The sequence below is a fragment of the Listeria sp. MAN/IMW/UF464 genome, assembly GCF_058683955.1.
The window spans coordinates 405,594-419,438 of sequence record NZ_JBZWZP010000001.1 but is presented as its reverse complement, the minus strand read 5'-3'; the positions used below and the strand labels follow the sequence as shown (position 1 = coordinate 419,438).

Genomic DNA, 13,845 nt, shown 5'->3' with positions numbered 1-13,845 from the left:
AGCTGCCCGTATTAGGGCAGCTTACTATTTTTTCATTACACTTGTTAACATCGCGACATAGGCTTGAGCACCAGATTTAGTTAAATGAACACCATCAGGAGCGAAGTATTGCGACTGGCCACTTGACCTTGAATACCAATCAACGACAGTCACGTTTGGACGTGAGGCTGCGTTAGCAATGCTCTTGTTTACTTCATTTTGCCATCCTCTAGGGACTCGTGTGTTGACTAGATAAATTGTTGCTTTATCGAATTGGTCTAATAGTGTATTCAGTTGATCTTCAGTAAAAGGACCGTTTGTGCCGAGTTCTAATATTACTGAGCTGTTTTCGCTATTAAACTTCTTATAACCAGTTGCAGTATTTATAGCATCGCGCAATTGTCGACCAACTAGACCATCAATTGTCACATTAGGAACTGCTTCTTTTAAGTATGGCTCGATGTCAAGCATTACCGAATCACCAATAGCTACTGTTTGAGTAATCGTAGGGGTTGGGGTTGCAGCTTTATCTTTATTATCTGGTTGGGTCGGATCATTTTGTCCCGCAGCTTTATTTGTTTCAGGTTCTTTCTTTTTCTCTGTATCCGTTGTTGTTTTTTCTTTTTCTTTCTCTTTCTCTTCTGCTTCTTTTTTGGTTTCTTTCTCAGTATCTTTTGTGGATGTTGTTGTTTTAACGGATGTTTGTTGTTTTTCAGCGTTAGTATTTACAGAAAGAACATTTGTCATCCCAAGCGCAAACACTGCTAAAACAGCTACAAGGCCAGCAATACTAAGCCATTTGCCAACCGGTTTATTTTTCAAGACAAAATAATTTTTATCTTTGAATCCTTTGAAATAATTAATGAAGCCGTTTTTGCGAATAGGTGTTTCAATGAAACGAAACGATAATTCAGCGATAATAAATGTTGCGGCAACTTGCAAGATAGCGCGCCAAATATTGGGCTGCGTGATTTCTAAAACAGGTGTAGTCAAAGTAATAATTGGATAGTGCCATAAATAAATACCATAGGAACGTGTCCCAATCCATCTAAGCGGTTTAAAACTAAAAATTCTGCTTAAATAAGAGGCTGGGTGGGAGATAGTTGCAATCATGATAACGCCAAGAATAGCAACTAACAGCAAACCACCGCGGTATAAAAATGGTTGGTATTCACTAACAAACGCTGTAAATAATAGGAAGAAAAGAATACTAATTGTTCCAGCAATATTAAGAGCAGCTTTACTTTTCTTCGGTACAACTGGGCTAAGTCGGTTGAAAGGCCAAACAAAAGCGAGTGCACAACCAGCTAGTAAATCAAATGCTCTTGTATCTGTTCCATAATAAACTCGACTCGGATCAGTTCCCGGGACATATAAGACAGTCATTAAAATCGCAGAAAGAAGGCCTAATCCTACAACGATTTTTAAAAGTAATTTAGGATTTTTAACCCACTTGAGGAATACAAGTAAAAACAAAGGCCAAACCATATAAAATTGTTCTTCTATTGCAAGAGACCATAAGTTTTTTAACGGTGATGGAAGTCCAAATGAATCGAAATAAGATACATTATGGAAAATAAACCACCAATTACTTACATAAAAGAATGAAGCAATGGCGTCACCACGTAAGTTTTTTAAAATTTCAGGATGGAAAAACACGGAATAAATCACAACTACTACAATCATCACGTAGACAGCTGGAATCAGTCGTCGAAAACGTCTGAGCCAAAATTGCTTTAACTGCAGTGATTGATTTTTTTCCCATTGTGTTAACAAAATATTCGTAATTAAATAACCAGATAAGACGAAAAATATGTCGACGCCGATGAATCCACCTTTAGCCCAACTGAAGTTCAGATGGTAGGCAATTACAGCGATAACAGCGAGTGCTCGAAGTCCATCAATACTCGGAACATATTTTCTACTGTAGCGAGTAGTCCTTTTCAAATTAACATCTCCTATTTGTGATAAATATGTGTGTGTAAACTTAGACAGAGATAGTAAAGCCATCTGTTTTTAGCTCCATACTATAATACCATAGATAAATCAAGAAGTAATTTAAAAAGCTGAAATTATACATGGATTTTAAAAATTTGAGTATATTTACTTATTTTTGTTATAGTAATTATAAGTAAATAGTTTGGGGGGAAGCGATTTGACAGAGATTTATGCTCATAGAGGAAGTAGTGGCACACATCCTGAAAACACATTGCCGGCTATGAAAAAAGCTATAGAAACAGGTGCTGATGGAATAGAATTAGACATACATGTACTAAAATCTGGAGAATTAATCGTAATGCATGACGAACGTGTGGATAGAACTACTAATGGGACTGGATTTTTAAAAGATTTTACATTGCTTGAGGTGAAAAAATTATATACCGCCAAACACTTTTTTAGAAAAGTTCGCGTGCCTACTTTAGAAGAAGTATTTAAATTAGTGAATCACACGGGAGTAAGCCTCAATATTGAATTAAAAACAGACGTCTTTGAATATGAAGGAATTGAGAGAAAAGTTTTAGAATTAGCGAGTCAGTTTCCGAATGTTGAGCGGATGTATTCTTCTTTTAATCCTGATACCCTGATTCGCCTTAGAGAACTAGATAGTGGAGCAAGGTTAGCGCTTATCACACATGGCAATTTAGACAAGGTGCTTCCCCTACATGAAAAAATTCAGTTAGATGCGGTTCATCCGCCAATAAAAGCGGAAAACAACCCAATTCTCCAACAAATTCCAGCGCGTTTTTGGACAGTGAATAAAGAAGCAGAAATATCTCATTTTATAGATATTCATGCAAAAGGAATTATGACTGATTTTCCGGAAAGAGCTGTAGCAATTAAAGAGAGTAAAACAAGTCGCTGAGCAAAACACTTTCATTCTAAAAGATTACAAGCTATAATCGAAGTAAGTTAATAATTAAATTGTCTGAGATTCGGAGAGACTGCAAAAGGCGAGCGCAATCGCCTTCATTTGCAGTCTCTTTTTTTGTTTTTTTATAACTTAAAGCGTTTCAGTTCATTGGAATAGTGGAAAAGTAGCAAGAAGGCATAAATCAGACGTAAACAATTTGAAGGGGGCAAACAAAATGGTACAATTATTCTCAGCTTTTGATAGAGAAACCATTGAAAGAAATTTACAAGAAGAAAAATTCGATTTAGTCATTGTTGGCGGTGGTATTACTGGAGCAGGAATTGCATTAGATGCGACTTCCAGAGGTATGAGTGTGGCGCTAGTAGAAATGGGTGACTTCGCAAGCGGAACTTCAAGTCGCTCCACGAAATTAGTCCACGGTGGCTTACGTTACCTACAACAATTTGAAATTAAAGAAGTAGCAGACCTTGGGAAAGAACGCGCTATCGTTTATGAAAATGGTCCACACGTTACGACTCCAGAATGGATGATGTTGCCATTCCATAAAGGCGGAAATATGGGTAAAACAACAGCTTCCTTTGGTATTCGTTTATATGACTATTTAGCAGGCGTAAAGAAAAATGAACGCCGCAAGATCTTAAGCGCCAAAGAAACATTAGCGAAAAACCCATTTGTTAAAAAAGATGGCTTAAAAGGCTCTGGTTACTATGTAGAATACCGGACCGATGATGCCAGATTAACGATTGAAGTAATGAAAAAAGCCGTTGAACTTGGCGCAAACGCAATTAATTATACAAAAGCAGAACACTTCTTATATGATGATAAAAAACAAGTGGTTGGCGTGACTGTAACAGACCGTCTAACTGGCAAAGCTTACGATATTAAAGGACATCGCGTAATTAATGCTGCTGGACCATGGGTAGATAAAGTCAGAAAACTCGACTATGCTACAAATAATAAACATCTTCGCTTAACAAAAGGTATTCATTTAGTTATCGATAAACAAAAATTCCCAATGGAACAAGCGGTTTATTTCGATACACCAGATGGTCGAATGGTTTTTGCTATCCCTCGTGATAAAAAAGTGTATGTTGGTACAACGGATACAGTTTATGATGAAGCAGTAATTAATCCAAAAGCACTCGAATCTGACCATAATTATGTTATTAAAGCGATCAACTATATGTTCCCAGATGTGCATATTAGCGAAAAAGACATTGAATCAAGCTGGGCTGGCGTACGTCCGCTTATTTACGAAGAAGGAAAAGATCCTTCTGAAATTTCTCGAAAAGATGAAGTTTGGTTCTCTGAAAGTGGCTTAATCACAATGGCTGGTGGTAAATTAACAGGCTACCGCAAAATGGCTGAAAAATTACTAGACGATGTATCCAAAACATTGTCCAAAGAAACTGGTAAAAAATATAAACCAGTTCAAACAAAACATTTACCTATCTCAGGTGGAGACATTGGTGGTTCAGAACAATTAGAAGCATTCCTTTCGAAAAAAGCGAAAGAAGGAAATAATCGTTTCGGTTGGACACTAGAAGAAGGTCGCGAAATTGCTAAACGGTTTGGTAGTAATATTGATCAATTATTTACCTACGCGCAAGAACACAAAGACCAAAATGAAACTACTCTACCAAATAGCCTTTATGCAGAACTTCGCTATTCGATTCAACATGAAGCTGTAACAACGCCGATTGATTTCTTATTACGCCGTACCGGTTACTTGCTGTTTGATATGCCATATTTACTTGAATGGAAAGATGCTGTTGTAGATGAAATGGCCAAACAATTCCACTGGAGCGACGATGTAAAACAAAATTATATAGAAGAATTAAATATCCAAATTAATGATGCCAGAGAACCAGCAGACTGGCATGATAGATAAAAGAATTATAAAAAGAGCGCATTTCTTCCAGATTTGCGCTTTTTTTATGAAAAAAATCATTTTCGCTATTTTCAAGAAACCATTTTCATGGTACATTGATTACAGGCGAAAAGGAGGTTTTTTTTTGAGTAAGATTCCTGTTATCGTCATCGTTGGCCCAACTGCTGTCGGTAAAACAAGTCTTAGTATTACCTTAGCGAAGAATTTTGATGGAGAAATCATTAGCGGCGACTCTATGCAAGTATATCGTGGATTAGATATTGGTACCGCAAAAATCACACCAGAAGAAATGGATGGGATAAAACATTATCTAATTGATGTAACTGACCCAGCTGTTCCTTTTACAGCAGCAAAATTCCAAGCAGAAACAAGGGGCTTAATTGAATCCATACATAATAGAGGAAAACTTCCAATAATAGTTGGTGGAACAGGACTATATATTCAGTCTGTTTTTTATGATTATGGTTTTGGAAATGCAAGTGAAGATAAGGCTTACCGAAGAGAACTAGATCAATTGGACAAAACGACTTTATGGCAAATGTTAGATCAACTTGATCCAAAAAGCGCAGAACTTATTCATGAAAATAATAAAAGGCGTGTCATAAGGGCTCTAGAAGTGATACATTTGACTGGAAAACCTTTTTCTGAATATCAAGTTCATCATACGTTAAACGAAGCATATCAACCTCTTTTTCTAGGACTTGATTTAGACAGGGAGTTACTTTATGAACGAATCAATAGGCGCGTAGAGCTAATGTTTGAAGAAGGACTAGTTTCAGAAGCATCGAAGCTATATGATGAACATTTAGTCGATGTTCCAGCCATACGAGGCATCGGTTATAAAGAATTATTTACTTATTTTGATGGAAATAGTTCGCTTGAAGAAGCAAAAGAATTAATTCAAAAAAACTCGCGTCATTTCGCGAAAAGACAGTTAACGTGGTTTAGAAATAGAATGGATATTGACTGGATTCAAGCGGGTGTTAGCACAACTGACACTGAAGCAATGGAAAAAGTGAAGACCTTTTTAGCATCTAAATAACACTTTTCTGTTTGGTAGTAAGAAATAAAGGGTATTTGAAATTAGCCAACCAATTGCACAATGAAACTACATTGGGGTTTGGGAATTTTTTAGTATAAGATAGAGATTGGAGAGGGAAATTATGAAACAAGGTGGACAAGGGTTACAGGACTATTACTTAAATCAATTGCGTAAGGAAAAAATTCTTGCAACAGTATTTTTAACAAATGGCTTTCAGTTAAGAGGACGCGTTGTAAGTTTTGACAATTTTACCGTACTACTAGATGTCGAAGGAAAACAACAACTTGTATTTAAACACGCAATTTCAACTTTCTCCCCGCAAAAGAATGTCGCTTTGAATCCTGATGCGGAATAAGCAATTCCTTTAAAAGGCAAGAAACTCGTTTTGGCGATGTTTCATGCCTTTTTTTTATACCAAAAGTATGCTACGATTAGTTTTGTCTGAAAAAGGGAGATGTACTTGTGGAACGGGAGAAAATAATACTTGTAGGCGTCATATTGCCAAATAAAACAGAAGAAGCTTTTTGGAACTCCATGAGCGAACTCCATAGCCTTGCTAAAACGGCGAACGGGGAAGTTATGGATGAGTTGATTCAAAAATTAGAACGCGTGAGTCAGACGTCCTTCATAGGTTCAGGTAAGCTGATGGAACTTTCAGAGTTAGTGGAAATGCATGAAGCGGATGTCGTTATTTTTAATAGTGAACTTAGTGCTACACAAGTGCGCAATATTTCTAAAATAGTGGATGCACGAATTATTGACCGCACACAATTGATTTTAGATATTTTTGCGATGCGAGCTAAGTCTAAAGAAGGTAAACTACAAGTCGCCTATGCTCAGTACAAATATTTACTACCTAGACTTAGTGGACAAGGTGCCTCGCTTTCGAAATTAGGGGGCGGAATTGGTTCAAGAGGTCCAGGTGAGTCAAAACTAGAAATGGATAAACGTCATATCCGCGAAAAAATGCATGATATAAAAGCACAATTAACACACGTCGAGCGACATCGCAAGCGTATTATTGATAGAAGAAACACCCAATCCGTATTTCGTTTTGGTTTAATCGGTTATACGAATGCGGGAAAATCAACCATTTTCAACCGTCTAACAAATGAGACGACACTTGAAGAGGATAAATTATTTGCAACACTCGATCCAACCACAAGAAAAATTCGATTTGAAGGCGGGTTTCAAGCACTTTTAACAGATACAGTAGGTTTTATTCAAGACTTGCCAACAACTTTGATCGCAGCATTTCGTTCTACGTTGGAGGAAACCGCAAATGTTGATGTTTTAATTCATGTAGTGGATGCCTCTGACCCAGATTACTTACAGCATGAAACGACTGTAATAAACTTGCTAGAAGAGCTTGAGATGAGTCACCTTCCAACATTAATTGTCTATAATAAAATGGACAAAGCACCGTCTACATTCGTACCTGATCGACCAGAGCACCTACTTATTTCAGCATTAGATCAAGATGCTCCTAAAGAAATAAAACAACGAATGATTGAACTAATTGAGAAAAACTGGACTTTCTTTACAGTAGATTTATCAGAAGAAAAAGGTAAGGAATTAGCGCAACTGAAACAACAAGCATGGATAACAAAGCTTGAATATATGGAAGAAAAAGCATGTTACCGAATCGAGGGTTATCGACCTAGAAAGGAAACTACTAATGACTGAAATTCAAACAATAAGAAAAAAAGTCGAACAACAAATTGCTTCATTACAAAACGAAACTGATGAAATTGCCGAATTTAACCAAGCAAAAGTGCTTGATGCTTTCCAGGAAAATAAAGTAAGTGATTTTCATTTTAATCCATCGACTGGTTACGGTTATGATGACGAAGGGAGAGATACGTTAGAACGCGTGTATGCAAGCGTATTTAAAACAGAAGCGGCTCTCGTTAGACCGCAAATTATTTCTGGTACGCATGCAATTTCTACCGTTCTATTCGGAATCTTGCGCCCAGGGGATGAGTTATTATATATAACTGGTGAGCCATATGATACGTTAGAAGAAATCGTGGGTATTAGAAGCGAAGGTCAAGGCTCGCTTAAAGACTTTCAAATTGGCTACGATGCAGTACCGCTACTAACAATTGGCGAAATAGATTTTCCGGCAGTATCTAAAAAAATATCCGCTAACACAAAAATGATTGGTATTCAGCGTTCTAGAGGCTATGCAGATCGACCTTCTTTTACAATAGAGAAAATAAAAGAAATGGTTACTTTTGTAAAGAACATCAACCCCAATATCATTGTTTTTGTAGATAATTGTTACGGGGAATTTGTGGAACGAATAGAACCGACCGAAGTAGGCGCAGATATTATTGCAGGATCGCTCATAAAAAACCCGGGTGGAGGTTTGGCAAAAACTGGTGGTTATATTGCTGGAAGAAATACCTTAGTCGATTTATGCGGCTACCGGTTGACGACTCCTGGGATAGGAAGAGAAGCGGGCGCATCTCTTTATAGCTTATTAGAAATGTATCAAGGATTCTTCTTAGCACCACATGTAACTGCTCAAGCAATTAAGGGAGCTCGTTTTACTGCTGCTATGTTAGCTGAATTCGGCGTAGAAGCAGATCCGCTTTGGGATGCCAAAAGAACTGACTTAATCCAGAGTGTATCTTTCCACAGCAAAGATAAAATGATTGCTTTTGCTCAAGCAATCCAAGCTGCCTCCCCAGTTAATGCACATGTTTTGCCAATCGGCGCATATATGCCGGGCTACGAAGATGACGTGATAATGGCAGCGGGTACATTTATTCAAGGAGCTAGCCTTGAACTTACAGCGGACGGACCGATTAGAGAACCTTATCAACTATACGTCCAAGGCGGTTTAACATACGAACACGTTAAAATTGCTGTCACTAGAGCAATAGAAAATTCTTTATAAAAAAGTAACATCCATTTTCAAAAAAAGTTTTTATTTTTTTACCACGGTAGTTTCTATCGTGTTTTTTTTTGTTGTGAAAATGTTGATATATATGGGTTTGTGAGTAATGTTAGATAATCTTACATAAATTTGACAAAACATCTGACGTACATTATAATGCTACTATCATCAAAAAATAATTATGTTTTGAGGGGGAATTGTCGTGAGTGAAAAGGAAATCCGGAGATCGATGCCGCTGTTTCCAATTGGGCCTGTGATGAAGCTAACCGATCTCACCGCTAGACAAATTCGCTACTATGAAGACCAAGGATTAATCCATCCAGCACGCAATCAAGGAAATCACCGTTTGTACTCACTTCAAGACATTGATGTTTTGCTAGAGATAAAAGATTATTTGAATGATGGTCTGAATATTGCGGGAATTAAGAAAATGTATCAAATGCAGCAAAAAGAATCAAAAGAACCTTTGACAGATGATGATGTACGCAAAATACTTAGAAAAGAAATGCAACAAGCCGGCCGCTTTGTAAAACAAGATGCCACAGGAAAACAACAATTACCAAGGTTTTAAAAAGATTAGAAGAGGTATTTACTTTATTTAGAAGTTAATATAAAAAGATTATTTAGGAGGAATTTAGATTATGGCAAAATATACAAAAGAAGACATTTTCCGCTTTGCAGATGAACAAAATGTAAAATTTATTCGTTTACAGTTCACGGATATTCTCGGGATAATAAAGAATGTGGAAATTCCTGTTAGCCAACTAAAGAAAGCACTAGATAACAAGATTATGTTTGATGGTTCCTCCATAGAAGGTTTTGTAAGAATTGAAGAGTCCGACATGTATTTATTCCCGGACTTAGACACATGGGTAGTATTCCCTTGGACAGCTGAAAAAGGGAAAGTAGCAAGAATGATTTGCGACATTTATAATCCTGATATGACACCATTTGCAGGAGATCCACGTGCCAACTTAAAACGTGTACTTAAAGAAATGGAAGAGCTAGGTTTCACTGAATTCAACTTAGGACCAGAACCAGAATTCTTCCTATTCAAACTAGATGAAAATCGTCGCCCAACACTTGAATTAAATGATAGCGGTGGTTACTTCGATTTAGCACCAACTGATTTAGGCGAAAACTGTCGTCGTGACATTGTACTTGAATTAGAAGAAATGGGCTTTGAAATTGAAGCTTCTCACCATGAAGTAGCTCCAGGTCAACATGAAATTGACTTTAAATATGAAGATGCAATTACTGCGTGTGATAGCATCCAAACATTTAAGTTAGTAGTTAAAACAATTGCTCGCAAACACGGTTTACATGCTACATTTATGCCGAAACCACTATTTGGTGTAAATGGTTCAGGAATGCATTTCAATATGTCCTTATTTACAGAAGAAGGTAATGCGTTCTTTGATAAAGAAGGCGAACTTGAATTAAGCAAAACAGCTTATCATTTCTTAGCGGGTATGTTAAAACACGCTCGTGGATTTACAGCTGTTACTAACCCGACAATTAATTCGTTCAAGCGTTTAGTTCCTGGATACGAAGCACCATGTTACATTGCATGGTCAGGTAAAAACCGTAGCCCACTAGTACGTGTTCCTAGTTCTCGCGGATTAAGTACTCGTCTTGAATTACGTAGTGTGGATCCATCCGCTAATCCATATTTAGCAATGGCTGTACTTCTAAAAGCTGGTTTGTCCGGCATTAAAGATGAGCTAACTCCTCCAGCTCCAGTTGACCGTAACATTTACGGCATGAACGAAGAGGAACGTGAAGCAACAGGAATTTATGATTTACCAGAAAGCTTAGGTCATGCTTTAATCGAGCTTGAAAAAGATGACATCATCCGTGATGGCTTAGGTGAACATATTTTCGAACATTTCATTGAAGCGAAAACAATTGAATGTGATATGTTCCGTACAGCGGTTCATCCGTGGGAACGTGAACAATATCTTGAAATTTATTAATATTAAAAAGCTCGTTTCCGACTTGGGAGCGAGCTTTTTTTATGCAATTGAAAATCAAATGTTTGATGTTTTGGTGATTGAGGCATATATTTATAAATGTGTTAGCAAAAGGGATTAATATTTGCTAGGGAAAGGGGCAGGTATGCAGATTACTTTAGCTGTTTTAGTTTTTGCCTTAACGCTTATATTTGTTATTTGGCAACCTAGAAACTTGTCGATTGGATGGTCCGCTTGTATTGGAGCATTACTCGCATTATTACTTGGCGTTGTCACTTTAACAGATGTTGTAACTGTAACAGGCATCGTTTGGAATGCAACACTCGCTTTTATTGCAATTATTATTATTTCACTTATATTAGATGAGATTGGTTTTTTCGAATGGGCAGCGTTACATATGGCAAGGTTAGCAAGAGGGAACGGATTACTCATGTTTGTACTTATTTCTATTTTGGGAGCACTAGTGGCAGCTCTTTTTGCGAATGATGGGGCAGCTTTGATTTTAACTCCAATTGTTTTGGCGATGGTGCGTGCGCTTAATTTTGATGAGAAAAAGGTGTTTCCCTTTATCATTGCCAGTGGATTTATTGCTGATACGACGTCTTTACCACTTGTTGTAAGTAATTTAGTGAATATTGTTTCGGCTGACTTTTTCGGCATTAGTTTTTCAAAGTACGCATTAATGATGTTGATTCCGACGCTTTTTTCGTTGGTTGCGAGTATTATTGTTCTTTATATTTATTTTAGAAAAGCGTTACCTAGAACTTATGAAATTAGTGGAATTCGTGAGCCGGCTTCTGCGCTTAAAGATAAAAAAATGTTTCGGATTTCATGGGGAATACTTATCATTCTTGTGATTGGATATTTCTTAAGTAGCTTTTTGGACATTCCAGTGTCATTTATCGCTTTACTTGTAGCGTTTATCTTTTTGCTAGTTGGTGGAAAGAGTCATGCTGTTTCTACAAGGAAGATTTTAAAAGGGGCGCCGTGGAATATTGTGTTTTTCTCGGTTGGGATGTATGTCGTCGTATACGGTTTGCAAAACGCTGGCATTACTAAATTATTAGCAGAGGCTATTTCATATATTGCTCATTATGGGCTTTTCGTAGGTACGATTGGGATGGGCTTTATTGCCGCGATATTGTCGTCTGTAATGAATAATTTACCAACTGTAATGATTAATGCACTTGCAATCGATCATACTTCATTTACAGGAGTGATGAAAGAAGCGTTAGTCTATGCAAATGTTATCGGATCTGACTTAGGGCCTAAAATAACGCCAATCGGTTCGCTTGCAACGTTACTATGGTTACATGTATTAGCTCAAAAGGGTATAAAAATAAGCTGGGGATCATATTTTAAAATAGGTATTGTGATTACTATTCCAGTATTGTTTATTACACTCGTCGGACTTTATATTTCACTCCTTATTTGGAGCTAAGAAAACCCTGTACAAAATTGTACAGGGTTTTTCCTATGCTTTATAAAGAATATGTGGCTTTAAAGGATGTCCGTCCGCTAAAGCAGGATGCATAAATGTAGCTACTTTTGTAAAATGGATTTTTTTCATTACTTGTTCTGATGGCTTATTTAACATAGCGGTGAAACTGTAAATTTCATCAATAGTTGTTTTCTGTTTGGCGAAATCGAGAGCTCCTAGTGCGGCTTCGGTTGCATAACCTTGGTTCCATACACTTTTCTTTAAGCGCCAGCCAATTTCGATACAAGGGGTGAACGCAGCTTCAAAAGTTGCTTCATGAAAACCGGTAAAACCAATAAATTCGCCGGTAGATTTTTCTTCAATGGCAAAAAGTCCGTAGCCAAGTGCCGTTAATTCTTGTTGATTTCTTTCTAAAAAAGCATTACTTTCTTCTTTTGAAAGTGTAGATGGAAAGTACTTCATTACGACTTTGTCACCGTTCATTTCGCTAAAGGGAACATAATCACTTGCTACATAATCTCTTGCAATTAGTCTATCTGTTTCAAAATAAATCAATATAAAAACCGCCTAACAAAATATAGCTTTTAGTGAATATCTCTATAAAGGCCAATAACTTTGCCTAAAATAGTAACGTTATTTAAGATAATTGGTTCTAGTGCATCATTTTCTGGTTGTAATCTAAAATGATTCGCTTCTTTATAGAAACGTTTACAAGTCGCCTCGTTTTCGTCGGTCATCGCTACGACAATTTCACCATTAATTGCTGAACTTTGTTGTCGAACAATTACTTTATCTCCATCTAAAATCCCGGCATTTATCATACTTTCTCCGTCGATTTCAAGCATGAAGACATTGGTTTCTCCTGCAGCCATATATTCAGGGAGTGGGAAATACTCTTCTATATTCTCAATCGCTGTAATAGGCATTCCGGCAGTAACTTTACCGATGATTGGGATATTGACTACATTCGGCGTCTCTGCTTCATCTTCTAAAGACAAAATTTCAATAGCACGAGGTTTCGTAGGGTCACGTCTAATTAGTCCTTTACCTTCAAGTCGAGCAAGATGGCCATGGACTGTGGAGCTAGATGCTAAACCAACAGCTTCACCGATTTCACGTACGGAAGGTGGATAACCCTTTTCTTTTACTTCTGATTTTATAAATTCATATATATCTTGTTGACGTTTAGATATTTTCATGGTTTCACCTCATTGATTTAATGGTTATTTTATAAATCAAGTATAGCAAAAGAAAATCCAATATGCAAACAAAGGTTCGTTTTTTTATTGACATATGCGAACGGCTGTTCTATAATATAGAAAAGCGAACGTACATTCTTTTTTGGAGGGATTATTAATGACTTTAAAATTAATTTGGGATAAATTTTATGTTTCTATTATATTTGTAATAACTTGTTTAGTTCTAGGAATTATATTGATGTGCACTGTTATTGGGAGTGGCAGTGAGTATTCTGAGGTAGATGTAAATGAAGGGGATTCTATTTGGGCACTTGCAGACCAATATGCAGCGAAGAGCGATATGGCAAAAGCAGATTTTGTATCTTGGGTTGAAAAAGAAAATAACCTTACAGATGGACATGTGAAAGCTGGGGATTCTGTAGTTATACCAGTACACGAAACAAAGTTACAAAGAAGCGATAGTACTATTCAATTAGCAAACCAGTAGAAACGATTTTAGTGTCGTTTATGATATAATAAAGAAAGTAGCGATTTAGCTACTTT

General features: G+C 36.9%; 13 protein-coding genes. 10 read left to right on the top strand and 3 right to left on the bottom strand.

Features of this window, described 5'->3' with window-relative positions; all coding sequences use genetic code 11:
• Nucleotides 1–24: 24 nt before the first annotated feature.
• A complete protein-coding gene (locus AC4PG0_RS02095; RefSeq protein WP_010990928.1) occupies nt 25–1,926 on the bottom strand; it encodes an acyltransferase family protein in 1,902 nt (633 codons plus the stop codon).
• 208 nt (nt 1,927–2,134) lie between these two features.
• Between AC4PG0_RS02095 and AC4PG0_RS02090 the strand changes: the two genes are divergently transcribed.
• The 9 genes from AC4PG0_RS02090 (at nt 2,135) to AC4PG0_RS02050 (ending at nt 12,103) form a co-directional block, all read left to right on the top strand.
• Nucleotides 2,135–2,842: a glycerophosphodiester phosphodiesterase gene (locus AC4PG0_RS02090; RefSeq protein ID WP_492167487.1), complete on the top strand. Its 708-nt coding sequence runs from the start codon at nt 2,135–2,137 to the stop codon at nt 2,840–2,842.
• 223 nt (nt 2,843–3,065) lie between these two features.
• On the top strand, nt 3,066–4,742 hold the full coding sequence (locus AC4PG0_RS02085; protein ID WP_492167488.1) for a glycerol-3-phosphate dehydrogenase/oxidase: 1,677 nt from the start codon (nt 3,066–3,068) through the stop codon (nt 4,740–4,742).
• 124 nt (nt 4,743–4,866) lie between these two features.
• The gene (gene miaA / locus AC4PG0_RS02080) at nt 4,867–5,784 is read left to right on the top strand and encodes a tRNA (adenosine(37)-N6)-dimethylallyltransferase MiaA (RefSeq protein ID WP_010990931.1); all 918 of its coding nucleotides are present in this window, start codon (nt 4,867–4,869) and stop codon (nt 5,782–5,784) included.
• Between the two features lie 121 nt (nt 5,785–5,905).
• Entirely contained in the window at nt 5,906–6,139 is a 234-nt protein-coding gene (hfq, locus tag AC4PG0_RS02075) for an RNA chaperone Hfq (RefSeq protein WP_003719566.1), read from the top strand.
• Nucleotides 6,140–6,246: 107 nt separating this feature from the next.
• Complete coding sequence (gene hflX, locus AC4PG0_RS02070; protein WP_003762000.1) at nt 6,247–7,470, top strand: GTPase HflX; 1,224 nt, start codon at nt 6,247–6,249, stop codon at nt 7,468–7,470.
• The gene (locus AC4PG0_RS02065) at nt 7,463–8,689 is read left to right on the top strand and encodes a methionine gamma-lyase family protein (RefSeq protein WP_492167489.1); all 1,227 of its coding nucleotides are present in this window, start codon (nt 7,463–7,465) and stop codon (nt 8,687–8,689) included. The genes hflX and AC4PG0_RS02065 overlap by 8 nt, the downstream gene beginning before the upstream one ends.
• Before the next feature lie 202 nt (nt 8,690–8,891).
• On the top strand, nt 8,892–9,260 hold the full coding sequence (locus AC4PG0_RS02060; RefSeq protein WP_003719570.1) for a MerR family transcriptional regulator: 369 nt from the start codon (nt 8,892–8,894) through the stop codon (nt 9,258–9,260).
• A 70-nt stretch (nt 9,261–9,330) separates the two neighbouring features.
• A complete protein-coding gene (gene glnA / locus AC4PG0_RS02055; protein WP_003762004.1) occupies nt 9,331–10,665 on the top strand; it encodes a type I glutamate--ammonia ligase in 1,335 nt (444 codons plus the stop codon).
• Between the two features lie 142 nt (nt 10,666–10,807).
• On the top strand, nt 10,808–12,103 hold the full coding sequence (locus AC4PG0_RS02050; RefSeq protein ID WP_185625272.1) for an arsenic transporter: 1,296 nt from the start codon (nt 10,808–10,810) through the stop codon (nt 12,101–12,103).
• Between the two features lie 33 nt (nt 12,104–12,136).
• On the opposite strand, the gene AC4PG0_RS02045 is transcribed toward AC4PG0_RS02050, so the two are convergent.
• Together AC4PG0_RS02045 and lexA are read right to left on the bottom strand one after the other, a co-directional pair.
• Nucleotides 12,137–12,658 carry a GNAT family N-acetyltransferase gene (locus AC4PG0_RS02045; protein ID WP_003771645.1) on the bottom strand — a complete coding sequence of 174 codons (522 nt, stop codon included), beginning with the start codon at nt 12,656–12,658 and terminating at the stop codon, nt 12,137–12,139.
• Nucleotides 12,659–12,687: 29 nt separating this feature from the next.
• On the bottom strand, nt 12,688–13,302 hold the full coding sequence (gene lexA / locus AC4PG0_RS02040; protein ID WP_003762009.1) for a transcriptional repressor LexA: 615 nt from the start codon (nt 13,300–13,302) through the stop codon (nt 12,688–12,690).
• A 157-nt stretch (nt 13,303–13,459) separates the two neighbouring features.
• Between lexA and yneA the strand changes: the two genes are divergently transcribed.
• On the top strand, nt 13,460–13,789 hold the full coding sequence (yneA, locus tag AC4PG0_RS02035) for a cell division suppressor protein YneA (RefSeq protein ID WP_003762011.1): 330 nt from the start codon (nt 13,460–13,462) through the stop codon (nt 13,787–13,789).
• The last annotated feature ends 56 nt before the right edge of the window (nt 13,790–13,845 follow it).